The 24967-nt window shown below is 59.5% G+C and carries 20 protein-coding genes and 2 rRNA genes (1 of these 22 cut by a window edge); 8 read left to right on the top strand and 14 right to left on the bottom strand.

The features are described from left to right. Both OKW98_RS21255 and rrf read left to right on the top strand, forming a co-directional pair. Positions 1 to 2212 (top strand): 23S ribosomal RNA (locus tag OKW98_RS21255) (it extends 679 nt beyond the left edge of the window). A 146-nt stretch (positions 2213 to 2358) separates the two neighbouring features. Then, a 5S ribosomal RNA gene (gene rrf, locus OKW98_RS21250) occupies positions 2359 to 2474 on the top strand. A 118-nt stretch (positions 2475 to 2592) separates the two neighbouring features. On the opposite strand, the gene queD is transcribed toward rrf, so the two are convergent. After that, a complete protein-coding gene (gene queD, locus OKW98_RS21245) occupies positions 2593 to 2949 on the bottom strand; it encodes a 6-carboxytetrahydropterin synthase QueD (protein ID WP_265386528.1) in 357 nt (118 codons plus the stop codon). Between the two features lie 195 nt (positions 2950 to 3144). Between queD and OKW98_RS21240 the strand changes: the two genes are divergently transcribed. The 6 genes from OKW98_RS21240 (at position 3145) to OKW98_RS21215 (ending at position 8775) form a co-directional block, all read left to right on the top strand. Further along, complete coding sequence (locus tag OKW98_RS21240) at positions 3145 to 3453, top strand: PepSY domain-containing protein (protein ID WP_265386527.1); 309 nt, start codon at positions 3145 to 3147, stop codon at positions 3451 to 3453. Then, positions 3453 to 3782 (top strand): PepSY domain-containing protein, encoded by a 330-nt coding sequence (locus tag OKW98_RS21235; protein WP_265386526.1) that lies wholly within the window; start codon positions 3453 to 3455, stop codon positions 3780 to 3782. Before OKW98_RS21240 ends, OKW98_RS21235 begins: the two co-directional genes overlap by 1 nt. Then, complete coding sequence (locus OKW98_RS21230) at positions 3782 to 4450, top strand: response regulator transcription factor (protein ID WP_265386525.1); 669 nt, start codon at positions 3782 to 3784, stop codon at positions 4448 to 4450. The genes OKW98_RS21235 and OKW98_RS21230 overlap by 1 nt, the downstream gene beginning before the upstream one ends. Then, on the top strand, positions 4447 to 5805 hold the full coding sequence (locus OKW98_RS21225; protein WP_265386524.1) for an ATP-binding protein: 1359 nt from the start codon (positions 4447 to 4449) through the stop codon (positions 5803 to 5805). The genes OKW98_RS21230 and OKW98_RS21225 overlap by 4 nt, the downstream gene beginning before the upstream one ends. Before the next feature lie 83 nt (positions 5806 to 5888). Beyond that, entirely contained in the window at positions 5889 to 7568 is a 1680-nt protein-coding gene (locus OKW98_RS21220; RefSeq protein ID WP_265386523.1) for a methyl-accepting chemotaxis protein, read from the top strand. Between the two features lie 142 nt (positions 7569 to 7710). Further along, the gene (locus OKW98_RS21215; RefSeq protein ID WP_265386522.1) at positions 7711 to 8775 is read left to right on the top strand and encodes an AI-2E family transporter; all 1065 of its coding nucleotides are present in this window, start codon (positions 7711 to 7713) and stop codon (positions 8773 to 8775) included. Positions 8776 to 9626: 851 nt separating this feature from the next. Here OKW98_RS21215 and nuoN read toward each other — a convergent pair. The 13 genes from nuoN to OKW98_RS21150 form a co-directional block, all read right to left on the bottom strand. Next, positions 9627 to 11084, bottom strand: a complete 1458-nt coding sequence (nuoN, locus tag OKW98_RS21210) for an NADH-quinone oxidoreductase subunit NuoN (protein ID WP_237252290.1) — start codon at positions 11082 to 11084, stop codon at positions 9627 to 9629. Between the two features lie 7 nt (positions 11085 to 11091). Beyond that, positions 11092 to 12624, bottom strand: coding sequence for an NADH-quinone oxidoreductase subunit M (nuoM, locus tag OKW98_RS21205; RefSeq protein WP_265386521.1), 1533 nt, complete (start codon positions 12622 to 12624; stop codon positions 11092 to 11094). A gap of 52 nt (positions 12625 to 12676) precedes the next feature. Next, the gene (nuoL, locus tag OKW98_RS21200; RefSeq protein ID WP_265386520.1) at positions 12677 to 14524 is read right to left on the bottom strand and encodes an NADH-quinone oxidoreductase subunit L; all 1848 of its coding nucleotides are present in this window, start codon (positions 14522 to 14524) and stop codon (positions 12677 to 12679) included. Beyond that, positions 14521 to 14832, bottom strand: a complete 312-nt coding sequence (gene nuoK, locus OKW98_RS21195; RefSeq protein ID WP_065989117.1) for an NADH-quinone oxidoreductase subunit NuoK — start codon at positions 14830 to 14832, stop codon at positions 14521 to 14523. Before nuoK ends, nuoL begins: the two co-directional genes overlap by 4 nt. 4 nt (positions 14833 to 14836) lie before the next feature. Then, a complete protein-coding gene (nuoJ, locus tag OKW98_RS21190) occupies positions 14837 to 15337 on the bottom strand; it encodes an NADH-quinone oxidoreductase subunit J (RefSeq protein WP_037008804.1) in 501 nt (166 codons plus the stop codon). Between the two features lie 9 nt (positions 15338 to 15346). After that, positions 15347 to 15895 carry an NADH-quinone oxidoreductase subunit NuoI gene (gene nuoI / locus OKW98_RS21185; RefSeq protein WP_037008808.1) on the bottom strand — a complete coding sequence of 183 codons (549 nt, stop codon included), beginning with the start codon at positions 15893 to 15895 and terminating at the stop codon, positions 15347 to 15349. 11 nt (positions 15896 to 15906) lie between these two features. After that, entirely contained in the window at positions 15907 to 16896 is a 990-nt protein-coding gene (gene nuoH, locus OKW98_RS21180) for an NADH-quinone oxidoreductase subunit NuoH (protein WP_037008811.1), read from the bottom strand. Beyond that, positions 16893 to 19604 carry an NADH-quinone oxidoreductase subunit NuoG gene (nuoG, locus tag OKW98_RS21175; protein WP_265386519.1) on the bottom strand — a complete coding sequence of 904 codons (2712 nt, stop codon included), beginning with the start codon at positions 19602 to 19604 and terminating at the stop codon, positions 16893 to 16895. Before nuoG ends, nuoH begins: the two co-directional genes overlap by 4 nt. 134 nt (positions 19605 to 19738) lie before the next feature. Continuing rightward, entirely contained in the window at positions 19739 to 21097 is a 1359-nt protein-coding gene (nuoF, locus tag OKW98_RS21170) for an NADH-quinone oxidoreductase subunit NuoF (RefSeq protein WP_133777188.1), read from the bottom strand. Further along, entirely contained in the window at positions 21094 to 21591 is a 498-nt protein-coding gene (nuoE, locus tag OKW98_RS21165) for an NADH-quinone oxidoreductase subunit NuoE (protein ID WP_065989124.1), read from the bottom strand. Before nuoE ends, nuoF begins: the two co-directional genes overlap by 4 nt. 2 nt (positions 21592 to 21593) lie before the next feature. Continuing rightward, entirely contained in the window at positions 21594 to 23375 is a 1782-nt protein-coding gene (gene nuoC, locus OKW98_RS21160) for an NADH-quinone oxidoreductase subunit C/D (protein ID WP_265386518.1), read from the bottom strand. Positions 23376 to 23449: 74 nt separating this feature from the next. Then, positions 23450 to 24124: a NuoB/complex I 20 kDa subunit family protein gene (locus OKW98_RS21155; protein ID WP_265386517.1), complete on the bottom strand. Its 675-nt coding sequence runs from the start codon at positions 24122 to 24124 to the stop codon at positions 23450 to 23452. A 10-nt stretch (positions 24125 to 24134) separates the two neighbouring features. Next, positions 24135 to 24548 carry an NADH-quinone oxidoreductase subunit A gene (locus OKW98_RS21150; protein ID WP_037008823.1) on the bottom strand — a complete coding sequence of 138 codons (414 nt, stop codon included), beginning with the start codon at positions 24546 to 24548 and terminating at the stop codon, positions 24135 to 24137. Positions 24549 to 24967 lie beyond the last annotated feature (419 nt).

Below are 24967 nucleotides of genomic sequence, written 5' to 3'. Positions count from 1 at the left end.
ATCCATGGGCAGGTTGAAGGTTGGGTAACACTAACTGGAGGACCGAACCGACTACCGTTGAAAAGTTAGCGGATGACCTGTGGATCGGAGTGAAAGGCTAATCAAGCTCGGAGATAGCTGGTTCTCCTCGAAAGCTATTTAGGTAGCGCCTCATGTATCACTGTAGGGGGTAGAGCACTGTTTCGGCTAGGGGGTCATCCCGACTTACCAAACCGATGCAAACTCCGAATACCTACAAGTGCCGAGCATGGGAGACACACGGCGGGTGCTAACGTCCGTCGTGAAAAGGGAAACAACCCAGACCGTCAGCTAAGGTCCCAAAGTCATGGTTAAGTGGGAAACGATGTGGGAAGGCTTAGACAGCTAGGAGGTTGGCTTAGAAGCAGCCACCCTTTAAAGAAAGCGTAATAGCTCACTAGTCGAGTCGGCCTGCGCGGAAGATGTAACGGGGCTCAAACCATGCACCGAAGCTACGGGTATCACGCAAGTGATGCGGTAGAGGAGCGTTCTGTAAGCCTGTGAAGGTGAGTTGAGAAGCTTGCTGGAGGTATCAGAAGTGCGAATGCTGACATGAGTAACGACAATGGGTGTGAAAAACACCCACGCCGAAAGACCAAGGTTTCCTGCGCAACGTTAATCGACGCAGGGTTAGTCGGTCCCTAAGGCGAGGCTGAAAAGCGTAGTCGATGGAAAACAGGTTAATATTCCTGTACTTCTGGTTATTGCGATGGAGGGACGGAGAAGGCTAGGCCAGCCTGGCGTTGGTTGTCCAGGTTTAAGGTGGTAGGCTGAGATCTTAGGTAAATCCGGGATCTTAAGGCCGAGAGCTGATGACGAGTGTTCTTTAGAACACGAAGTGGTTGATGCCATGCTTCCAAGAAAAGCTTCTAAGCCTCAGGTAACCAGGAACCGTACCCCAAACCGACACAGGTGGTTGGGTAGAGAATACCAAGGCGCTTGAGAGAACTCGGGTGAAGGAACTAGGCAAAATGGCACCGTAACTTCGGGAGAAGGTGCGCCGGTGAGGGTGAAGGACTTGCTCCGTAAGCTCATGCCGGTCGAAGATACCAGGCCGCTGCGACTGTTTATTAAAAACACAGCACTCTGCAAACACGAAAGTGGACGTATAGGGTGTGACGCCTGCCCGGTGCCGGAAGGTTAATTGATGGGGTTAGCTAACGCGAAGCTCTTGATCGAAGCCCCGGTAAACGGCGGCCGTAACTATAACGGTCCTAAGGTAGCGAAATTCCTTGTCGGGTAAGTTCCGACCTGCACGAATGGCGTAACGATGGCGGCGCTGTCTCCACCCGAGACTCAGTGAAATTGAAATCGCTGTGAAGATGCAGTGTATCCGCGGCTAGACGGAAAGACCCCGTGAACCTTTACTATAGCTTTGCACTGGACTTTGAATTTGCTTGTGTAGGATAGGTGGGAGGCTTTGAAGCGTGGACGCCAGTCTGCGTGGAGCCAACCTTGAAATACCACCCTGGCAACTTTGAGGTTCTAACTCAGGTCCGTTATCCGGATCGAGGACAGTGTATGGTGGGTAGTTTGACTGGGGCGGTCTCCTCCTAAAGAGTAACGGAGGAGTACGAAGGTGCGCTCAGACCGGTCGGAAATCGGTCGTAGAGTATAAAGGCAAAAGCGCGCTTGACTGCGAGACAGACACGTCGAGCAGGTACGAAAGTAGGTCTTAGTGATCCGGTGGTTCTGTATGGAAGGGCCATCGCTCAACGGATAAAAGGTACTCCGGGGATAACAGGCTGATACCGCCCAAGAGTTCATATCGACGGCGGTGTTTGGCACCTCGATGTCGGCTCATCACATCCTGGGGCTGAAGCCGGTCCCAAGGGTATGGCTGTTCGCCATTTAAAGTGGTACGCGAGCTGGGTTTAGAACGTCGTGAGACAGTTCGGTCCCTATCTGCCGTGGACGTTTGAGATTTGAGAGGGGCTGCTCCTAGTACGAGAGGACCGGAGTGGACGAACCTCTGGTGTTCCGGTTGTCACGCCAGTGGCATTGCCGGGTAGCTATGTTCGGAAAAGATAACCGCTGAAAGCATCTAAGCGGGAAACTTGCCTCAAGATGAGATCTCACTGGAACCTTGAGTTCCCTGAAGGGCCGTCGAAGACTACGACGTTGATAGGTTGGGTGTGTAAGCGCTGTGAGGCGTTGAGCTAACCAATACTAATTGCCCGTGAGGCTTGACCATATAACACCCAAGCAATCTGCAGAAAGATGGCAGGTTGCGGTGTGTGAAGACGCATGAAGACGAAAGTTTGCGAACACACAGGCTGTACCTTGATCACATACCCGATTTGCTGAAGCGTTCGAATGAACGAGTCAGTACCCGAATTTCTTGACGACCATAGAGCGTTGGAACCACCTGATCCCATCCCGAACTCAGCAGTGAAACGATGCATCGCCGATGGTAGTGTGGGGTTTCCCCATGTGAGAGTAGGTCATCGTCAAGATTAAATTCCGAAACCCCATTTGCGAAAGCAGATGGGGTTTTGTTTTGGCGCGCGAAAAATTAAATTTCTTTCGCCAAAAAAAACCACCCGGTGAGGTGGTCTTCATTTCTGACGCTGATCAGTCACCGCGATACACGCAACCGCTGGTACAGGTTTCGTGAATCCGAAGTGCGGACAACTCTGGCAGCAGCGGCTTCAACTCCTTCCAGATCCACTTCACCAACACTTCACTGGTCGGGTTCTCCAGGCCGGGAATGTCGTTCAAGTAGTTATGGTCCAGGCGCTCATACAGAGGCTTGAAAATGGTCTTGATCTCGGAGAAATCGCGGATCCAGCCAGTATGGGGATCGGGTTCGCCCTGCAGATAGATCGCTATACGAAATGAGTGACCGTGTAGACGTCCGCACTTGTGTCCGTCCGGCACGTGAGGGAGCCGGTGAGCTGACTCGAACGTAAATTCTTTAAAAATTTCCACGGTGATATAGGCCTTGAGAAGTGGCGATCGCCAGCGCGATGAATGCAATCTGCGAGTTTATCAGTAATGGTTTGGCGAGTAACAGGCTGAACCTATCGGCAGGTAGTGGCACGTAGCCAGATAAATTCAGCTTCAATTAAGTTCGACCGCTTATGGTGGGCTCCGTAAACAACCAGCCCCCTACGGAGATCCACCATGAAAATCCTGACTGCCTTTATCGCTGCCACTGCTTTCACCGTTACAGCCGGTTATGTCCAGGCCCGGGATCTCGGTCCTGATGAGGCGCTGAAACTGCGCGATGCAGGTACTATTCAATCTTTTGAAAAGCTCAACGCCGTCGCCTTGGCCAAGCACCCGAAATCCACCATTACTGACACCGAGCTGGAACAGGAATATGGCAAGTACGTTTACCAGATCGAACTGCGCGATGCGCAAGGCGTGGAGTGGGACGTTGAAGTCGATGCCGTCAGCGGACAGATACTCAAAGACCATCAGGACGCCTGATGATCTCCAGTAAGCGTCCCGCCAAGCGTTTCGTTTACTGTCTGGTGGCCGCATGTGCGGTCGCTCCGAGCGCTGCGTGCCTGGCGCGGGATCTGAACCAGGACGAAGTGCTTGAGCTGCGCAGGAAAGGTGTGATTCTGCCGCTAGAGCAGTTCATCGATCAGGCACTGGGACGTTACCCCGGCTCCAAGCTGCTTGAAGCCGAGCTTGAGGAAAAACGCGGTGTGTTGGTGTATGAGATCGAGCTTCTCACCGCCGATCATGTTGTGCGTGAGCTGAAATTTGATGCCGGTGACAGCCGCCTGTTGCAAGACAAGGAAGACGATTGATGCGTTTGTTATTGGTTGAGGACCACGTTCCCCTGGCGGACGAGCTCATCAGTACGCTGGGCCGGCAGGGCTACGCGATCGACTGGCTGACCGACGGCCGCGACGCCATTCATCAAGGCGCCACCGAGCCTTACGACCTGATCGTGCTTGATCTCGGTCTGCCGGGCGTTCCCGGGCTCGAGGTCCTGCACAAGTGGCGCTCCGGCGGGCTGTCTACGCCTGTCCTAATTCTGACTGCGCGGGCTTCCTGGGCCGAGCGAATCGAGGGCCTAAAGGCCGGCGCCGACGACTACCTGACCAAACCCTTTCATCCCGAAGAGCTGCAGCTGCGCATTCAAGCGCTGCTGCGTCGTGTCCGAGGCTTGGCTAACCAACCGAAACTCGAAGCCGCAGGGCTTCATCTGGACGAAGGGCGCCAATGCGTCAGTCGCGGGGAAGATGACATTCAACTGACGGCGGCGGAGTTTCGCCTGCTGCGTTATTTCATGCTGCACCCCGGTCAGATACTCTCCAAGAGCCACTTGGCCGAGCACCTCTACGACGGGGAGAACGAACGGGACTCGAACGTGATCGAGGTCCACGTCAATCATTTGCGCCGCAAGCTTGGACGGGCCGTGGTCGAGACGCGACGTGGGCAGGGCTATCGTTTCGCCGGGACGGGCGAGTGAGGTCGATTCAACGACGCTTGAGCCTGGGCCTGATCAGCGTGCTGCTGATTGTCGGGCTGGTCCTGGCGCAGATCAGCCTGTGGCTGTTCGAAGTCGGCTTGCAGCGTTACCTCGAGTCTGGTCTGCGCAACCAAAGTGAGTTGCTGCTGGTGGCACTGGTTCGCGGCCCGGACGGGCTGCAGCTCGATGAGCATCGGCTGTCGCCCGGCTATCAACGACCCTATTCCGGCCATTATTTCCGGATCGATTTCGACCTGGGTCATTGGCGCTCACGCTCGCTGTGGGATCTGGAGTTGCCGCATCCCGGGCAGCCCGGTCTGCATGCTGATCTTGCCCTGGAAAAGACCGATCAATCGCTGTTGCTGCTGCACACCGATTACCGCAAGTTCGGTCAGACCATTTCCATCACTGTCGCTCAGGACTACACCCCCGTGCGAGATAGCTTTGCGCTGGTCCAGCGCATCGGTCTCGGGTTAGGGCTGATAGCCCTGATCGTGATTCTGGTGTTGCAGCGCGTCACGGTTCGCCGCGCCTTGCGCCCGCTCGACAGGGCCAGAGAACAAATTTTCCAGCTGCAACAGGGCCAGCGCTCGCAGCTCGACGAGCGAGTGCCGGTGGAGCTTGAGCCGCTTGTCGCGCAGATCAATCATCTGCTGGCCCACACCGAGGACAGTCTCAAACGATCGCGCAACGCCCTTGGCAACCTGGGCCACGCACTAAAGACGCCGCTGGCGGTGCTGATGAGCCTGGCCGAAGGCGACAAACTGGCGGGCCACCCGCACGTGCGCGATACCCTGCGCGATCAATTGCAGCACATTCATCAGCGTCTCGAGCGTGAGCTCAATCGTGCGCGGCTGTCAGGCGATGCCTTGCCGGGCGCGCGGTTTGATTGCGCAGCCGAGATACCCGGGCTGTTCTCCACGTTGCGAATGATTCATGGCGAGCATCTGGAACTGAGCAGCGAGATCGCTGCGGAGCTGTTCCTGCCGTGGGACCGTGAGGACATCCTCGAATTGTTGGGCAACGTGATGGACAACGCCTGCAAGTGGGCTGACAGCCAGGTCAGTCTGACCATTGCCAAAGGCGCCAACGGCTACTGGCTGCTGATCGACGACGATGGCCCGGGCATCCCTGTGCAGCACCGCGATGAAGTGCTCGGCCGTGGCAATCGTCTGGACGAGCAGGTAACCGGCCACGGTCTGGGCCTCGGCATCGTCAAGGACATCGTCGAGGCGTGGGGCGGGCGAATTCAGTTGCTGGACAGCCCCATGGGCGGGTTGCAGGTGCGCATCGATCTGCCCGAGCGGCTCAGCCCGCAACTGCCGGGGACCGAAACCGCGCGCCAACCTTCGTGACCTCAACTTTTTGTGTGCCGGGCCGTTAACCGTTAAGGAATCCCAAACGGCGCCAAGCACAAAAACAAAGGGTCATGACTTCTATGCGGCTAAATCTCAAAGCCAAGGTACTTTCGCTCGCAGTGCTCCCGGTGTTGGTGTTCGCACTGATCATCAGCGCCAGCACCGTCATCATGCTGCGTGAACAGGGCAAGCGCGAAGTCGAGGAAACCCGACAGCACCTGCTTGCGGAGGCCAAAGCCACGCTGCAAAGTTACGTGGCCGTTGCGCTAGGCACCATCAAGCCGCTGTATGACGCGTCGGCCCCGGGCGACATGGAAGCGCGTGCGCAGGTCATCAAAATGCTTTCCCAGGTGACCTACGCCAAAGACGGGTATTTCTTCGGCTACGACTCGCAAGCCGTGAGGCTGTTCAAAGGTAATAGCCCGGACGGCATCGGCAAGAGCTTTAAAGATGCCCGCGATCCAAAAGGCGTTTTCGTCAACGCCGGCCTCGTTGACGTCGCGAAAGCAGGTACTCATTACCTGGAATATTCCTCGGCGCTGCCCGGTTCGAGCGAACTGGTGCCCAAACTGGGCTACACCGAATACCTGCCGAAATGGGACATGGCCTTCGGGTCGTCGATCAATCTGGACAATATCGATGCCAAAGTCCTGGAGCTGCAAAAGAATGTCGCTGAGCGCCGGCAGAGCATGCTTGTCAGCATAATCGGCATCACGCTGCTGGTATTGGTGATTATCGCGGCGGCGGGTTTCTGGATCGCGGGCGGTATTCTGCGGCCGCTGCGCCTGATGAAAGCCAACCTCGATGACATCGCGGCAGGTGAGGGTGATCTGACCCAGCGTCTGGCGGTGACCTCCCAGGACGAACTTGGCGATCTGGCCGGGTCGTTCAACCGCTTTGTCGACAAGATTCACGGGCTGGTACGGCAGATCGCCGAAATGACCGCGCAGCTGACCGGGCTTGTGGGTGAAGTGAACGATCAGGCGCAGCGCTCCGAGCAGGCGATGGAGCGTCAGCGTCACGAGACTGACCAGGTCGCTACGGCGATCAATCAGATGTCGGCCGCGGCCCAGGAAGTCGCCAAAAGCGCGCAGGGTGCCTCGGTCGCCGCGCAGCAGACCGATGCCGAAGGTCAGGCGGCCAAGCGGGTGGTCGACGGCAGCATTCAACAGATTCACGCGCTGGTGAACGACATCCGCCAGAGCGGCACCTCACTGGACAGTCTGCAGAATGACGTATCTTCCATCGTCGGCGTGCTCGGGGTGATTCGTTCCATCGCCGACCAGACCAACCTGCTGGCCCTCAACGCCGCCATCGAGGCCGCGCGTGCGGGCGAGGCGGGCCGCGGGTTTGCTGTGGTGGCCGATGAAGTGCGCGCGCTGGCCAGCCGTACGCAGCAAAGCACTCAGGAAATCCAGGGCATGATCGATCGCTTGCAGCAGGGCACCGAAGGCGCGGTTCAGGCGATGCGGCGTTCCAGCGAGGCGGGCGACGGAACGTCCGCGCGCGCCAATGAAGCCGGCGCGTCGCTGGACACGATCGGTCAACTGATCGGCACCATCAACGCCATGAACGCGCAAATTGCCAGCGCCGCAGAAGAGCAAACGGCTGTGGCGGAAGAGATCAATCGCAGCGTCCACCAGATCGCCGTGGCGGTCGAAAGCGTGGCCGATGAGACCCGCCACAGCGCCTCCACCTCGCGCAACCTCACGGCGCTGAATCAGCGCCTTGGCCAGTTGGTTCGGCAGTTCAGAATCTAGACGTGTGTGGCGGGCCAGGCGCAGGGCCCGCCGCTCGCGCTTCTTCCCTGTGCCTTGCACATCAGGCGCGGCACTCCTGCGGTGATTGACGGACTAAGCATCAGGCCGTGTGCTCGACGCGGCTTAATGACATGGAAGAAACATGAACGAAACCGCGCTGCAAAATAAAACCCTACTGCTGTTACTGGTGCTGGTGACCATCGCGTTCATCTGGATTCTGCTGCCGTTCTATGGCGCGGTGTTCTGGGCGGTGATCCTCGGCATCATCTTCGCGCCACTGCAACGCCGTTTGCTGGCCCGCCTTGGCTGGCAGCGCAACCTCACCTCTTTGTGCACGCTGATGATCTGTCTGGTCATCGCGATTCTGCCGGTGATCGTTATTGCCGCGTTGATGGTTCAGGAGGGGGCCACGCTTTACAAGAATGTGGAAAGTGGCCAGCTCGATATCGCCAAGTACCTGGCTGAATTCAAAGTGCTATTGCCGCCCTATGTGCAGCATTGGCTTGATCGTCTGGGCATGGGGGACTTCGAGGGGTTGCGCGACAAGATTGCAAAAGGCGCGATGCAGGGCAGCAACTACCTGGCCACGCAGGCGTTCAGCTTCGGGCAGGGTACGTTCGATTTTGTTGTCAGCTTTTTCATCATGCTGTACTTGCTGTTCTTTTTTCTGCGCGACGGCCAGGAGCTGACCCGCAAGATCCGCATCGCGATTCCGCTGACTGAGCCGCAGAAGCGCCGTTTGCAGTTGAAATTCACCCGAGTCGTCCGCGCTACGGTGAAGGGCAACATCGTGGTGGCGGTAACTCAAGGCGCGCTGGGCGGTTTCATTTTCTGGGCACTGGATATTCCGAGCGCCTTGCTGTGGGCGGTGATGATGGCGTTTCTGTCGTTGCTGCCGGCGGTGGGGGCGGGGATTGTCTGGGCGCCGGTTGCGCTGTACTTCCTGCTCAGCGGTATGATCTGGCAGGGCGTGGTGTTGGGGCTGTTTGGGGTGTTTGTGATCGGGTTGGTGGATAACGTGCTGCGCCCGATTCTGGTGGGCAAGGATACGCGGATGCCCGATTACCTGATTCTGATTTCGACGCTGGGCGGTATGGCGGTGTTCGGGTTGAACGGGTTTGTGATCGGGCCGATGGTGGCGGCGTTGTTTATGTCGTCGTGGGCGTTGTTTACCAGTGACAAGAAAACCGTTCGATTGCCCGGTTAGCGTGTGTTTCTAAGATCAAGAGCGTCTGCCTAAGGGCAGACGTTTCGCCTTCGGCGAGTTACTTGGAAAAGCACCCCAAGTAACCAAAGGTGCTTGCTCCTGGTTGGGCCCGACTTCGTCGGGTTCCCTCTCTCCGGCAACGCTCCGTGGGCCCGCCGCCATCCGCCATCCATGGCGGGGGGCGGCTCTCGCGGCATCCATGCCGCTCGGCCCACTCCGCGCCGCCTGCGTTCGGCCTGCACCCAAGTCGTGATTGGTGTCGTCTGGACTTCCTGCGTAGGAAGATCAACGGCAACGGCAACGGCAACGGCATCTGCGGCCTGCTTGTTCGAGAAAAGTCCTTCGGCGTGATGAAGATTCTCTGTAGGAGCGCGCTTGCCCGCGAATTGCGGTGGGTCAGCGGCATCTGTTTGGCTGACAGGACGCCATCGCGGGCAAGCGCGCTCCTACAGTGAATGTGCATGCGGTCAGTGGGACCGGCTTTAGCCGGGAAGCCTTTGATCTGCTCTTGATCTTTCTGCGCAAACATTTCAGACGACACCCATCGCGACTTGGGTGCAGGCCGAACGCAGACGACGCGGAGTGGGCCGAGCGGCATGGATGCCGCGAGAGCGCCGCTAGGACATGGATGTCCGTTCGGCGCGGGCCCACGGAGCCTCGTCGAAGTGAGGGAACCCTGACGAAGGAAGGGCCAAACCAGGAGCAGGCACTTTTGCTTACTTTTGGTGCTTTTCAAAAGTAAGTCGCCGAAGGCGAAATATCTGCCGTTAGGCAGATGCTCTTGACCCTTGAAATCAAAGCCATAAAAAAAACCTGCTCGAAAGCAGGGTTTTTCGTGCATCACTCAATCATCACAAACCAGCATGGCCCACCAGGGTCAGCAGCGGTTGCGGATAGACGCCGAGGAAGAACGCCAGCAGCGTAATCCCCAACAGCATCACGCCACCTGCACGCTGCGCCCAGTTGAACGGAGCGTCGTGGCGCTGGATCTTCGAATCCTGCAGAAACAGCGTCACCATCACACGCAGGTAATAGAACACACCGATGGCGCTACCCACGACCAGCGAACCGGTCAACCACCACAGGTGCGCTTCGACGCCTGTTGCGATGATGTAGAACTTGCCGATGAAGCCAGTGGTGAGCGGAATGCCCGCCAGCGAGAGCATCATCACAGTCAGCACCGCCGTCAGATACGGACGACGCCAGAACAGGCCGCGGTATTCGAACATCGCGTCGGCATCGCGGCCGCTGTAAGGCGACGACATCAACGTGACCACGCCGAACGCGCCCAGGCTGGTCAGCACGTAGGTGACCAGATAAACGTTGATCGCCTCGACCGCCATGCCCTTGCTCGCCACCATCGCGATCATCAGGTAACCGAAGTGCGCGATCGACGAATAACCCAGCAGACGCTTGAGGTTGTTCTGCGTCAGGGCCAGCAGGTTACCCACCAGAATCGACGCCACGGCGATGACCGACATCACGTCCGTCAGCACGCCACTGGTGGCCGCCGGGGAGATCTGGAACAGTCGAACCAGCACGCCGAACACCGCGACCTTACTGGCCGTGGCGAGGAAAGCCGCTACCGGGGCAGGGGCGCCTTCGTACACGTCCGGTGTCCACAAGTGGAACGGCACCAGGGACAGCTTGAAGCCCAGACCCACCAGCATCATGCCCAGACCCAGGCTGGCGATCGGGCTTGGCATGCCGGTGGCCGCGATGGCCTTGCCGATCTCGCTGAAACCCAGGCTGCCGGATTCGGCATACAGCAGCGCCATACCGAACAGCAGGAACGCCGAGCCGGCCGCCGACAGCACCATGTACTTGATGCCGCCTTCCAGCGAACGCTTGTTGAAGAACGCGTAGGCGACCAGACCGTAGACCGGCACCGACAGCAGTTCCAGACCGATGAACAGGCTCGCCAGGTGTTGCGCGGCGACCAGCACCAGCCCACCGGCCGCAGCCATCAGGATCAGCAGGTAAAGCTCTTCGCGGTTGCCCGGATAACCCGCCTTGCCTTCACCCAGGTAGGCGTGAGCCAGGGTGACGCAGGCCAGCGTCGACACCAGAATGATGCCCATGTACAGACAGGCGAAGCTGTCGATCTGCAGCAAAGGCGTGACCACCAGCGGCGCGACTTTCAGCGCCGGGTAGATGGACAGCAAAGCCAGGTTGAGTCCCGCTACCGTCAGCAGGAATGATTGCGAGTGATTGCGACGCCATGCGATGCCCAGCATCACCACCACGATGGTGATACTGGTAATCAGCAGCGGCGCCAGCGCAATAAAGTGTTGAATCGTCAGGTCCATAGCGCTCTTACCGGGCCGAAGCGAGTTGAGTGAAGGCGGTGCCGAGCCATTGCTGCACGCCATGCATGGTCGCCGAGGAGGTGTCGAGGATCGGTTGCGGGTACACGCCCAGCAGAATCAACAACACCGCCAGACCCAGCACCATGATCAATTCCCGACCGTCCATGCCCTTGTAGACCGCGTCGGATTTGGCCGGGCCGAAGTAGGCGCGGTGGATCATGATCAGCGAGTAGACGGAACCGAACACCAGACCGGAGGTGGCAATAGCGGTGATCCATGGCGAGCTGACAAAACTGCCGATCAGGATCAGGAATTCACCGACGAAGTTACCGGTACCGGGCAGGCCGAGCGATGCAGCAGCGAAGAACAGGCTGATGGCCGGCAGGTACGCGATCTTGCTCCACAGGCCACCCATTTCACGCATGTCCCGGGTGTGCAGACGCTCGTACAACTGGCCGCTGAGGATAAACAGCGCGGCAGCAGACAGACCGTGAGCGAGCATCTGAACGACAACGCCTTGCAGCGCCTGCTGGCTACCGGAGTAGATGCCGATCAGCACGAAGCCCATGTGGGAAACGCTGGAAAACGCGATCAGGCGCTTGATGTCGGTCTGGGCGAAGGCCAGGAAGGCACCGTAGAAGATTCCGATCAGGCCCAGCACCATGGCGATCGGCGCGAACTCGGCCGAGGCATTCGGGAACAGCGGCAGGGCAAAACGCAGCAGACCATACGCAGCGGTCTTCAGCAGGATGCCCGCCAGGTCCACGGAACCTGCGGTTGGCGCCTGGGCGTGAGCGTCAGGCAACCAGGAGTGCAGCGGCACGATCGGCAGCTTCACCGCGAAAGCGATGAAGAAGCCCAGCATCAGGATGTATTCGGTGCCGTGGGACAGCTTGGTTTTCAGCAGGTCCGCGTATCCGAAGGTGATCACGCCGGTCTGGTTGAAGTGCACCAGGACCAGACCGAGGATAGCCACCAACATGATCAGACCGCTGGCCTGAGTGAAGATGAAGAACTTGGTCGCTGCGTAGATCCGCGTCTTCTTGCCATCCGCCGAGCTATGACCCCAGAGCGCGATGAGGAAGTACATCGGCACCAGCATCATTTCCCAGAAGAAGAAGAACATGAACAGGTCGATGGCGAGGAACACGCCGACGACGCCGCCCAGGATCCACATCAGGTTCAAGTGGAAGAAGCCGACGTTACGTTGAATCTCTTTCCACGAGCAGAGCACCGAGAGGATACCCAGCAGGCCGGTCAGCAGAATCATCAGCAGGGACAGGCCATCGAGCGCCAGGTGCACGCTGATGCCGAAGCGCTGGATCCACTGGAGCTTGAATTCAAGGGCCCAGGTCGGATCGGCGCCCGGAGCAGGAGCATAGGTAAACGTACCGGTGCTCCAGACCCACAGGCCCAGGATCGTCTCGAGAGACATGGTCAACAGCGCAATCCAGCGCGGCAGGGTAGGGCCGAAGCGCTCACCTTGCCAGCACAGCAGGCCGCCGATGAAGGGGATCAGGATTAGCCAAGGCAGAATCATGACGGGCTCAATTCCTTTCGCAAAGTCGCAAGGTTCATGTCAGATCGACTCATCAGACCAGCACAATCGCGCCGAGTACCAGTACGGCACCTGCGGCGATCGAAGCGGCGTACCAACGGAGCTGTCCGGTTTCGGTGCGGGTCATCAAGCCGTTGCCGGCTTTGACCAGGCGCGGAATCAGGCCGATGGTGTGGTCGAGCGGATCGCTACGCAGGAGGCGGCTGATCGCCAGGTAAGGTTTGACGAACAGCACGTCATACACCCAGTCGAAGCCCCATGCCGCAAACCACCATGCCGAGAGGAAACGACCCGGACCGCTGTTGGCGATGGCCGTGGCCAGACGACGCTTGCCGAGGAACAGCACGGCCGCCAGCAGAATACCGGCCAGAGCGATGGCGCCCGAGGCGATTTCCAGGCTGTGCTTGGCTTCGCCGCCGGCATGGCCCGCGCTTTCCGGCAACACGCCGGCCAGTGGCGGATGAATCCAGGCACCGATGAACGTCGACAGCACGATCAGCACACCCAGCGGCAGCCAATGGGAAATCCCGTGGCCGGCGTGAGCTTCGGTCTTCGCTTCGCCGTGGAAGGCGATGAAGATCAGGCGGAAGGTGTACAGCGAGGTCATGAACGCACCGAGCAGACCTGCGTACAGCAGATAGTCATGGCCGCTGGCGAACGCTTCCCAGAGGATTTCGTCCTTGGAGTAGAAGCCCGCCGTGAGCAGCGGCAATGCCGACAGCGCAGCGCCGCCGACGATGAAACTGGCGTAGGCCAGTGGCAGTTTCTTCCACAGACCGCCCATCTTGAAGATGTTCTGCTCGTGGTGGCAGGCCACGATCACCGCACCGGACGCGAGGAACAGCAGCGCCTTGAAGAAGGCGTGAGTCATCAAGTGGAAGATCGCGCCGTCCCATGCACCCACGCCCAGCGCCAGGAACATGTAGCCGATCTGGCTCATGGTCGAATAGGCGAGGATACGTTTGATGTCGGTCTGCACCAGTGCCGCGAAACCCGCCAGTACCAGAGTCACGCCGCCGACGATGCCGACCAGATGGAGGATGTCCGGCGCCAGGATGAACAGACCGTGAGTCCGTGCGATCAGGTAAACACCTGCCGTAACCATGGTTGCGGCGTGAATCAGTGCCGACACCGGGGTAGGACCGGCCATCGCATCCGCCAACCAGGTTTGCAGCGGCAGTTGCGCGGATTTACCGACAGCACCGCCCAGCAGCATCAAGGTTGCCAGAACAATCCAGAAGTCGCCGACCTTGAAATGCTGCGGCGCCCGAACCAGCAGTTCCTGAATATTCAGCGTGCCCAGTTGCTGGAACAGAATGAACAGGCCGATGGCCATGAACACGTCGCCGATCCGGGTCACGATGAAGGCTTTCAGGGCTGCGTTGCCGTTGTTGCGGTTGCTGTAATAGAAACCGATCAACAGGTACGAGCATAGGCCCACGCCTTCCCAACCGAAGTAGATGAACAGCAGGTTGTCGCCCAGGATCAGGAACAACATGCTGGCAATGAACAGGTTGGTGTAGGCGAAGAAGCGCGAGTAACCGTCTTCACCGCGCATGTACCACGAGGCGAACAGATGGATGAGGAAGCCGACGCCGACCACTACACCGAGCATGGTGATGGACAGGCCATCGACATACAGGGCGAAATTGGGTTCGAAGCCGTCCACCGACATCCAGCGCCACAGCACCATGGTCAGGTGACCGCCTTCCGGTGGCGAGACGTTGAACTGGAAGATCACGTACGCGGCAACGATGGCCGAGAGGCCAATGGAGCCCACACCGATCAGGGCTGAAAGGTTTTCCGACCATTTGCCGCGCGAGAACGACAGCAGCAGGAAACCGATCAGAGGGAATACGAAAGTCAGAAAGAGTAGGTTCATCCGCGCATCTCGCTGGCAGCGTCGATATCGAGCGTGTGGAAGCGGCGATACAGTTGCAGCAGGATCGCCAGGCCAATGCTGGCCTCGGCTGCGGCAAGGCTGATCACCAGAATGAACATGATCTGGCCGTCAGGCTGTGCCCAACGGCTGCCCGCCACGACAAAGGCCAGCGCGGCTGCGTTCATCATGATTTCCAGGCTCATCAACACGAACAGAATGTTGCGGCGTACCAAAAGGCCCGCCAGGCCGAGGCAGAACAGGATGCCGGCGACCGCCAGACCATGTTCCAGAGGGATTGCTGAGTTCATGGCTTTACTCCTTCGCCTCGTTGCGGCCGACATGGAACGCCGTCACGGCTGCCGCAAGCAGCAGCATCGAGGCGAGTTCGACAACCAGCAGGTAAGGGCCAAACAGGCTGATGCCGACGGCTTTGGCGTCCACGGTGGTGTGACCGATGGAAGCGCCGGTGGAGTTGGCGAACAGCACGTAAATCAACTCCGCAAGCAGCAGGCCGCCCAGCAGAATCGGGCCGAGCCAGATGCCAGGTTTGAGCCAGGCGCGTTCTTGTTGAACCGAGGCCGGGCCCAGGTTCAGCATCATCACCACGAAGACAAACAGCACCATGATGGCACCCGCATAGGCGATCACTTCAAGCGCACCGGCAAACGGCGCGCCGAGGCTGAAGAAGGTCATGGCCACGGCGATCAGCGAAATGATCAGGTAGAGCAGGGCGTGCACCGGGTTAGTGTTGGTGATCACCCGAAGGGTGGCCACCACAGCGATGCCGGATGCGAAATAGAAAGCGAATTCCATCTTTCTTCCTTAAGGCAGCAAGCTCTTGACGTTGATGGGCTGGGCTTCGTTCTGTGCATCGCCTTTCGGCTTGCCGGCGATGGCCATCCCCGCAACGCGGTAGAAGTTGTAATCAGGGTTCTTGCCGGGGCCGGAGATCAGCAGATCTTCCTTCTCGTACACCAGATCCTGACGTTTGAACTCGGCCATCTCGAAATCCGGTGTCAGCTGGATCGCGGTGGTCGGGCAAGCTTCCTCACACATGCCGCAAAAGATGCAACGCGAGAAATTGATGCGGAAGAACTCCGGGTACCAGCGACCGTCGTCGGTCTCGGCCTTCTGCAGCGAGATGCAACCCACCGGGCACGCCACGGCGCACAGGTTGCAAGCCACGCAGCGCTCTTCGCCGTCGGGGTCGCGGGTCAGGACGATGCGGCCACGGTAGCGCGGCGGCAGGTACACCTGCTCTTCCGGATATTGCAGGGTGTCACGCTTACGGAAGCCATGGCCGAAGACCATGATCAGGCTGCGCAGCTGGGTACCCGTACCCTTAACGATGTCGCCAATATATTTGAACATGGGTCAAATCCTCACTGAGCCGCCAGGACGACCGCAGCGGTCACCAGCAAATTGATCAGGGTCAGTGGCAAGCAGAACTTCCAGCTGAAATCCATCACCTGGTCATAACGCGGACGAGGGATCGAAGCACGCAACAGGATGAACAGCATGATGAAGAACGCGGTTTTCAGGGCAAACCACATGAACGACAGTTGCGGCAGGATATCGAACGGGCCATGCCAGCCACCGAAGAACAGGGTCACCAGCAGCGCCGAGATCAGGATGATGCCGATGTACTCACCGACGAAGAACATGCCCCATTTCATGCCGGCGTATTCAATGTGGTAACCGTCGGCCAGTTCCTGTTCCGCTTCCGGCTGGTCGAACGGGTGACGGTGAGTCACGGCGACGCCAGCGATGAAGAACGTACAGAAGCCGAAGAACTGCGGAATGATGAACCACAGGTGATCGGCCTGGTACTTGACGATGTCGCCCATGTTGAATGAACCGACCTGCACCACGATGCCCATCAGCGACAGGCCGAGGAACACTTCGTACGACACGGTCTGCGCCGAGGCACGCAAGCTGCCCAGCAGGGCGTACTTGTTGTTCGATGACCAACCGGCGAACAGCACCGCATAGACCGACAGACCGGCCATGGCGAAGAAGAACAGCAGGCCGATGTTCAGGTCGGCGACCACCCAGGTCTGGGTGACCGGGATGACCGAGAACGCGATCAACAGCGCGCTCATGGCCACCACCGGCGCCAGGGTGAAGATCACCCGGTCGACGAAGGGCGGGTTCCAGTCTTCTTTGAAGAACATCTTCAGCATGTCGGCAGCGATCTGGAACATGCCGAACGGACCCACGCGGTTCGGCCCGTAACGATCCTGCCACCAGCCCAACAGACGGCGTTCGACGAAACTGAGCAGCGCGCCGCAGACCACCACGGCGAGCAGCACCACGATGGCCTTGACGACGGCGATGATCGAGTCGATCACTTCAGGGGTGAACCAGGTCATTGAGCGGCCTCCTGCACGGCATCAACGGTTTTGCCGAACAGTGCCGGAGGAATACCGGCCAGACCGGACGGCAGCGCCACCAGGCCTGCGCCCAGTTCTTCGCTGATGCGCAGCGGCAGACGCAGGGTCTGGCCGGCAACGCTCAGGCTGAGCAAGGCACCTTCGTTGACACCCAGACGGTCCGCTTCGGACTTCGCCAGCGCCACATAGGCCTGGGGAATGCGCTCTTGAACCGGCGCGGCTTTGGAGGAGGTCTCGTCGCTGCCGAACAGGTGATAGAACGGCACGACCTGCCAGGTCCCTTGTGCCGGGGAGAAGGCACGCGGCACATTGGCGAACCAGCCCAGTTTGTCGCCGCTGCTTTCGATCAGGCGGACGCCCGGATCGCCAGCACGCAGGTGACCACCGACTTCGTCCTGGAACTTGTTCCACGCTTGTGGCGAGTTCCAGCCCGGCGACCAGGCAAACGGCACCTGGGAGCGTGGTTCGGCCGAGCCCGAGTAACCTTCCATCGAGAACGCGAACGCGGTGTCGATGTCCTGCGGCATACGCGGTTCGTGCACGCTGATGTTGGCGCGCATGGCAGTCCGGCCGCTGTAACGCAGCGGTTCGCGTGCCAGTTTCAGACCCTTGATGCGGAACGAAGCAGACGGCGCGGCACCGACAATGCCGGCCAGTTGCGGATTGCTCGCAGCGCAGGCAGCGGTGACGTGATCGAGCTGAGTCCAGTCAACCGGCTGATTCAACAGGGTGGCGCGCAGGGCATGCAGCCAGCGCCAGCCTTCGTGAACCAGAATACTCGCGTCCAGGTAGGTCGGATCGAAGACCTGGAAGAAGCGCTGGGCGCGGCCTTCCTGGCTGACCAGCGTACCGTCGCCTTCGGCAAAGCTTGCGGCCGGCAGCACCAGGTGGGCGCGGTCGGTGGTCGCAGTCTTCTGGTGATCGGCGACGATCACCACTTTGGCGGCCTTCAAGGCAGCCTCGACCGTTGCGGCGTCCACGCGGGTGAACAGGTCGTTCTCCAGCACAACGATGGCGTCGGCCTTGCCCGAAATCACGGCTTGCAGCGCAGCATCCACCGAATCACCACCGAACAGGGCCAAGCCCATGCTGTTGGCTTCCGGCACGATCAGGCTCAACGAACCCTGCTTGTCGCGCAGCTTCAAGGCTTTGGCGATGTTCGCCGCCGCTTCGATCAGCGCGTTGGAGCCCAGCGAGGCGCCGGACACGATCAGTGGGCGCTTGGCTTCAAGCAACGCAGCGGCAATGCGCTCGGCCAGTGCCAGTGCTTCGCTGTCCAGACCGACAACGGCCGGTGCGCTCGGGTCGATGGCGTGGGCCACGGCGAAACCGATGCGCGCCAGATCGTCGGGCGCCGCGTGCACGCACTCTTCGGCGATGTCGTCGAGGCGGGTGTCGGTCAGGCTGGCGATGAACAGCGGGTTCATCTCGTGCTGGCCGATGTTCTTCACCGCAGCGTCGAGCCATGGCTGGACTTTCATCGCAGCGGCCATGTCTTCGGCTTTGTTCTTCACCGACTGACGCAGGCCGAGGGCCATGCGCGCAGCGGTCTGGGTGACGTCTTCGCCGAGGATGAACACGGCGTCGTGCTCTTCGATTTCACGCATCGTCGGGATCGGCAGCGGGCTGTCTTTCAATACCTGAGCGATCAGGCGCAGACGCTCCAGTTCACCGGCTTCGATGCCCGAGTAGAAGTGCTCGGCACCGACCAGCTCGCGCAGGGCGAAGTTGCTTTCCAGGCTGGCACGCGGCGAGCCGATGCCGACGATATTGCGCCCGCGCAGCAGGTCAGCGGCCTTGTCCAGCGCAGCGTCGAGGCCCAGCTTGATGCCTTCGGCCAGCGGCTGGCGCGGACGGTCCGTGCGGTTGACGTAGCCATAACCGAAACGGCCACGGTCGCAGAGGAAATACTGGTTCACCGAACCGTTGTAGCGGTTCTCGATACGGCGGATTTCGCCATAACGTTCGCCCGGGCTGATGTTGCAGCCGCTTGAGCAGCCGTGGCAGATGCTCGGCGAGAACTGCATGTCCCATTTCCGGTTGTAGCGCTCGGAGTGAGTCTTGTCGGTGAACACACCGGTCGGGCAGACCTCGGTGAGGTTGCCGGAGAACTCGCTTTCCAGGGTGCCGTCTTCAACGCGACCGAAGTACACGTTGTCGTGGGCGCCGAACACGCCGAGGTCAGTGCCGCCGGCGTAGTCTTTGTAGAAGCGCACGCAGCGATAGCAGGCGATGCAGCGGTTCATCTCGTGTGCGATGAACGGCCCCAGTTCCTGATTCTGGTGGGTGCGTTTGGTGAAGCGATAGCGGCGCTCGTTGTGGCCGGTCATCACCGTCATGTCCTGCAAATGACAGTGACCGCCTTCCTCGCAGACCGGGCAGTCGTGCGGGTGGTTGGTCATCAGCCATTCAACGACGCTGGCGCGAAACGCCTTGGATTCGTCGTCTTCGATGGAGATCCAGGTGTTGTCAGTGGCGGGTGTCATGCAGGACATGACGATGCGACCACGGGTGTCGTTCTCGTCGGTGTACTGCTTGACCGCGCACTGGCGACAGGCGCCAACACTGCCAAGTGCCGGATGCCAGCAGAAATAAGGGATGTCGAGGCCCAGCGACAGACATGCCTGTAACAGGTTGTCTGCGCCATCGACTTCGAGCGCTTTGCCGTCTACGTGGATAGTGGCCATGGTTCAAAGTTCTTCGTTGGCCCGGTGTCAGCGGGCGTGGCTAATGGAATCTCGGTGCCATCCGACTCAAACAGCCTCACGGCGTCGTCGGATGCAGGGAAGGCGGCCTTGTGGGCCGCCAACCGTTTATCTCGTTATGCGCCAACCACCGTCGGGCTGCTGACTTGAGTCAGGCTGCCCGGACGTGCCGGGGCGATACCTGCTTCGAACTCAGACCGGAAATACTTGATGGCGGCGCCCAGCGGTTCCACGGCGCCCGGTGCGTGAGCACAGAACGTCTTGCCAGGGCCGAGGAAGTTAACCAGGCCCAGCAGGGTCTCGATATCGCCCGGTTGCCCCTCGCCTTTCTCGATGGAACGCAGGATTTTCACGCTCCACGGCAGGCCATCGCGGCACGGTGTGCAGAAGCCACACGATTCCTGGGAGAAGAACTCTTCCAGGTTGCGCATCAGCGAGACCATGTTGACCTTGTCATCAACCGCCATCGCCATGCCGGTGCCCATCCGCGTGCCCACTTTGGCAACACCGCCTGCATAGAACTGGCAATCCAGATGCTCGGGAAGCAGGAAGCCTGTGCCTGCACCACCGGGTTGCCAGCACTTGAGCTTGAAGCCGTCACGCATGCCGCCCGCGTAGTCTTCGAACAACTCGCGTGCTGGCAGGCCGAATGGCAGTTCCCACAGCCCCGGGTTCTTCACCTTGCCGGAGAAGCCCATGATCTTGGTGCCCATGTCTTCGCTGCCCGGACGCGCGATGGCTTTGTACCAATCGTTGCCGTTGTTGACGATGGCCGGGACGTTGCACAGGGTTTCAACGTTGTTAACGCAGGTCGGCTTGCCCCATACGCCCACGGCAGCGGGGAAGGGCGGCTTGGAACGCGGGTTGGCGCGACGGCCTTCCAGGGAGTTGATCAGCGCGGTTTCTTCGCCGCAGATATAACGCCCGGCGCCGGTGTGCACGATCAGTTCGAAATCAAAGCCGGTGCCGAGAATGTTCTTGCCCAGCAGGCCGGCCGCTTCGGCTTCTTTCACCGCACGGCGCAGGTGCACCGCAGCGGTGGTGTATTCGCCGCGCAGGAAGATGTAACCGCGGTAGGCCTTCAGTGCGCGAGCACTGATCAGCATGCCTTCGATGAGCAGATGGGGCAGTTGCTCCATCAGCATGCGGTCCTTCCAGGTGTTCGGCTCCATTTCATCGGCGTTACACAGCAGGTAACGGATGTTCATGGATTCGTCTTTGGGCATCAGCCCCCACTTCACGCCCGTGGGGAAGCCTGCGCCGCCGCGACCCTTGAGGCCCGAGTCTTTGACGGCCTGAACGATTTCGTCAGGCGAGAGCGTGGCGAACGCTTTGCGCGCCGCTGCGTAACCGTCTTTCTTCTGGTATTCATCGAGCCACACCGGCTCGCCGTCATCGCGCAGACGCCAGGTCAGCGGATGGGTTTCCGGGGCGCGGGCGATCAGGTTGGCGGGGCCGAAGGAAGTGATGGTCATACGTAACCCTCCAGCAGCGGGGCGACGCCCGCGGGCTGCAGATTGCCGAAAGTGTCGTCGTCGATCATCACCGCCGGCGCCTTGTCACAGTTGCCCAGGCAGCAGGCCGGCAACAGCGTGAAGCGGCCGTCGGCGGTGGTCTGGCCCAGGCCGATGCCCAGCTTGCTCTGTATCTCGCTGACGATGTCTTCGTGACCGGCGATGAAACACACCATGCTGTTGCAGACGCGAATGATGTGGCGGCCTACCGGCTGACGGAAGATCTGGCTATAGAACGTCGCCACGCCTTCGACGTCGCTGGCGGGAATGCCCAGCACTTCGCCGATCGCGTAGATCGCGCCGTCTGGCACCCAGCCGCGTTCCTTCTGAACGATCTTCAGGGCTTCGATGGACGCCGCACGCGGGTCTTCGTAGTGATGCATTTCGTGCTCGATGGCCGAGCGCTCGGATTCGCTCAGGGCGAAACGGTCTGTCTGGATAAGCGTGCTGTTCATGCTTAGCGGTCCACGTCGGCCATAACGAAATCGATACTACCCAAGTACGCAATCAAGTCCGCGACCATGCTGCCTTTGATCACCGAAGGGATCTGTTGCAGATGCGGGAAGCTTGGGGTGCGGATCCGGGTACGGTAGCTCATGGTGCCGCCGTCGCTCGTCAGGTAATAACTGTTGATGCCCTTGGTCGCTTCGATCATCTGGAAGGATTCCTGGGCCGGCATGACCGGGCCCCACGAAACCTGCAGGAAGTGCGTGATCAGGGTTTCGATGTGCTGCAGGGTGCGTTCTTTCGGCGGCGGCGTGGTCAGCGGGTGATCCGCCTTGTACGGGCCGGCCGGCATGTTGCGCATGCACTGCTCGATGATTTTGAGGCTCTGGCGCATCTCTTCGACGCGCACGATGCAGCGATCGTAGGCGTCGCCATCGTGGGCCAGGGGCACTTCGAACTCGAAGTTCTCGTAACCCGAATACGGACGCGCCTTGCGCAGGTCGAAGTCCAGACCGGTCGCCCGCAGGCTAGGCCCGGTGACGCCCCATTCCAGCGCTTCCTTGGTGTTGTACGCGGCAACGCCGACGGTACGACCTTTAAGTATGCTGTTTTGCAGGGCCGCCTTGGTGTACTCGTCCAGACGCTTGGGCATCCAGTCGATGAAGTCTTTAACCAGCTTCTCCCAGCCGCGCGGCAGGTCGTGGGCAACGCCACCGATGCGGAACCAGGCCGGGTGCAGGCGGAAGCCGGTGACGGCTTCGATCACGGTGTAGGCGCGCTGACGGTCGGTGAAGGTGAAGAACACCGGGGTCATGGCGCCCACGTCCTGGATGTAGGTCCCCAGGAACAGCAGGTGGCTGGTGATACGGAAGAACTCGGACATCATGATGCGAATGACGTTGACCCGATCCGGCACGGTGATGCCGGCCAGTTTCTCGACCGAGAGCACGTACGGCAGGTTGTTCATCACGCCGCCGAGGTAATCGATGCGGTCGGTGTACGGAATGTAGCTGTGCCAGGACTGGCGCTCGGCCATCTTCTCGGCGCCACGGTGGTGGTAACCGATGTCCGGCACGCAGTCGACGATCTCTTCACCGTCCAGCTGCAGGATGATGCGGAACGCACCGTGGGCCGAAGGGTGGTTCGGGCCCAGGTTGAGGAACATGTAGTCCTCGTTGGTGCCGGAACGCTTCATGCCCCAGTCTTCCGGACGGAAACGCGCGGCTTCCTCTTCCAGTTGCTGTTTGGCGAGTGTCAGGCTGTACGGGTCGAATTCGGTGGCACGGGCCGGGAAGTCCTTGCGCAGCGGGTGACCTTCCCAGGTCGGCGGCATCATGATGCGGGTCAGGTGCGGGTGGCCCGGGAAGTCGATCCCGAACATGTCCCACACTTCACGCTCGTACCAGTTGGCGTTCGGCCAGATGCCGGTGATGGTCGGCATGCTCAGGTCGCTTTCGGACAGCGCGACCTTGATCATCACGTCGCTGTTACGTTCTATCGACATCAAGTGATAGAACACGGTGAAGTCGGCGTCCGGCAGGCCACGGCGCTTGGTGCGCAGGCGTTCGTCGACCCCATGCAGGTCGTAAAGCATCACGTACGGCTTGGGCATCTGACGCAGGAAGGTCAGGATTTCAACCAGCCGGGCACGTTGCACCCACAGCACGGGCATGCCAGTGACAGTGGACTGGGCGGTGAAGGCTTCAGCGCCAAAACGGTTATGGAGTTCAACGACGACCTCTTGGTCGTCAGCCTTGTGAGGCGGGATGTACAGAGCGGTGTCTGCAGTCATAGGTCTCGATCGCTATCGGTCAACGTACAGAATGAACCCAGGTTCAGGCTTCTTTTTGTAAAAGAAAAACTGGATCAGACTTCGTCGGGGCTGCGCAGGTTGGTCACCGCAATACGCTGTTCGCGGCGCTGTTCCTTCTGCGACGGCATCTCGGCGCGATAAACGCCCTGGTCACCGACGACCCAGGAAAGGGGACGACGCTCCTTGCCAATGGATTCCTGCAACAGCATCAAGCCTTGCAGAAATGCCTCTGGACGGGGCGGGCAGCCGGGCACGTAAACATCCACAGGGAGGAATTTATCCACGCCCTGAACCACGGAATAGATGTCGTACATGCCACCGGAGTTGGCACAGGCGCCCATGGAGATGACCCACTTGGGCTCCAGCATTTGCTCGTAGAGGCGCTGGATGATCGGGGCCATCTTCAGAAACGGTGTGCCGGCGATGACCATGAAATCCGCCTGACGTGGCGATGCCCGGATGACTTCGGCGCCAAAGCGCGCGATGTCGTGGGGCGCCGTGAAGGCGGTGGTCATTTCCACATAGCAGCACGACAGACCGAAGTTGTACGGCCAAAGGGAGTTCTTGCGACCCCAGTTGACGGCACCGTTCAGTACGTCTTCGAGCTTGCCCATGTAGATATTTTTGTGGACTTGGTCTTCTAACGGATCGGAAACGACTTCGCGTTCGCCGATGGGGTACTGCTCGTTAGGAGCATCCGGGTCGATCCTGGTGAGATTATATTGCATTGCCAAAGCCTCATTGTTTTAGCTTCGCCTGCCGGTTACGACGACCAACGGGAGCCCAATCGAGCGCCCCTACCCGCCATAGGTAGACAAGACCTGCCAACAGAATTGCTATGAAAACGAGCGCTTCGGCGAAGCCGGTCCAGCCGCTTTCGCGGACGGACACAGACCAGGCGTACAGAAAGAGGGCTTCAATGTCGAAAATCACGAAGAGCATCGCGACCAGATAGAATTTTGCCGAGAGCCGCAGACGGGCGCCGCCGGTGGGCAGCATGCCGGATTCGAACGGTTCGTTTTTGCTGCGACCCCAGGCTTTGGAACCCAACAGGCTGGAGAGGCCGAGCATGAAGGCGCAGAGGCCGACGACACCAAGAAGAAACACGGCGAAGCCCCAATTGTGGGCAATCAATCCTGTCGAGTCGGGCATGCTGGCAGTCCTTAACAGAGAGCAAACGTCTCTGGGCTTGGAAGAAGTAGAAGCAGTGACGATATGTCGCAGTGCGATCAATTCCGGGATTTTATGTGCAAAAGGAGGGCAAGTAAATTTTCTGCATCAAATTTATTCGCAGGATTAATGAGATAGGTCACGGTTTTCATGCTTAGCCCCAGCAGGGGCGGGCATTGAAGAGGGTTTGGAGAAATATGTTTCTCACGACGGGCCGACAGTTTGGCCAGGCTTAAATGATAATAAATATCATTTGGCAGGGGTGTTTGATGCGTGTCACTGGAAAGTGACGAAGTTCCCGTTATTTATCCGAACGAAGTTAGCCGATTATTGCTTGCCTGATTAATTAACTTTCAAGCCGTGATGGGGGTTTTCTATCGCTAATAGTTGACTAGAAGCGT

Origin of the sequence: Pseudomonas sp. KU26590 (genome assembly GCF_026153515.1) — a bacterium.
Classification (GTDB): Bacteria; Pseudomonadota; Gammaproteobacteria; order Pseudomonadales; family Pseudomonadaceae; genus Aquipseudomonas.
The sequence above is the reverse complement of the archived record's forward strand: the minus strand, read 5'-3'. Positions and strand labels throughout refer to the sequence as shown.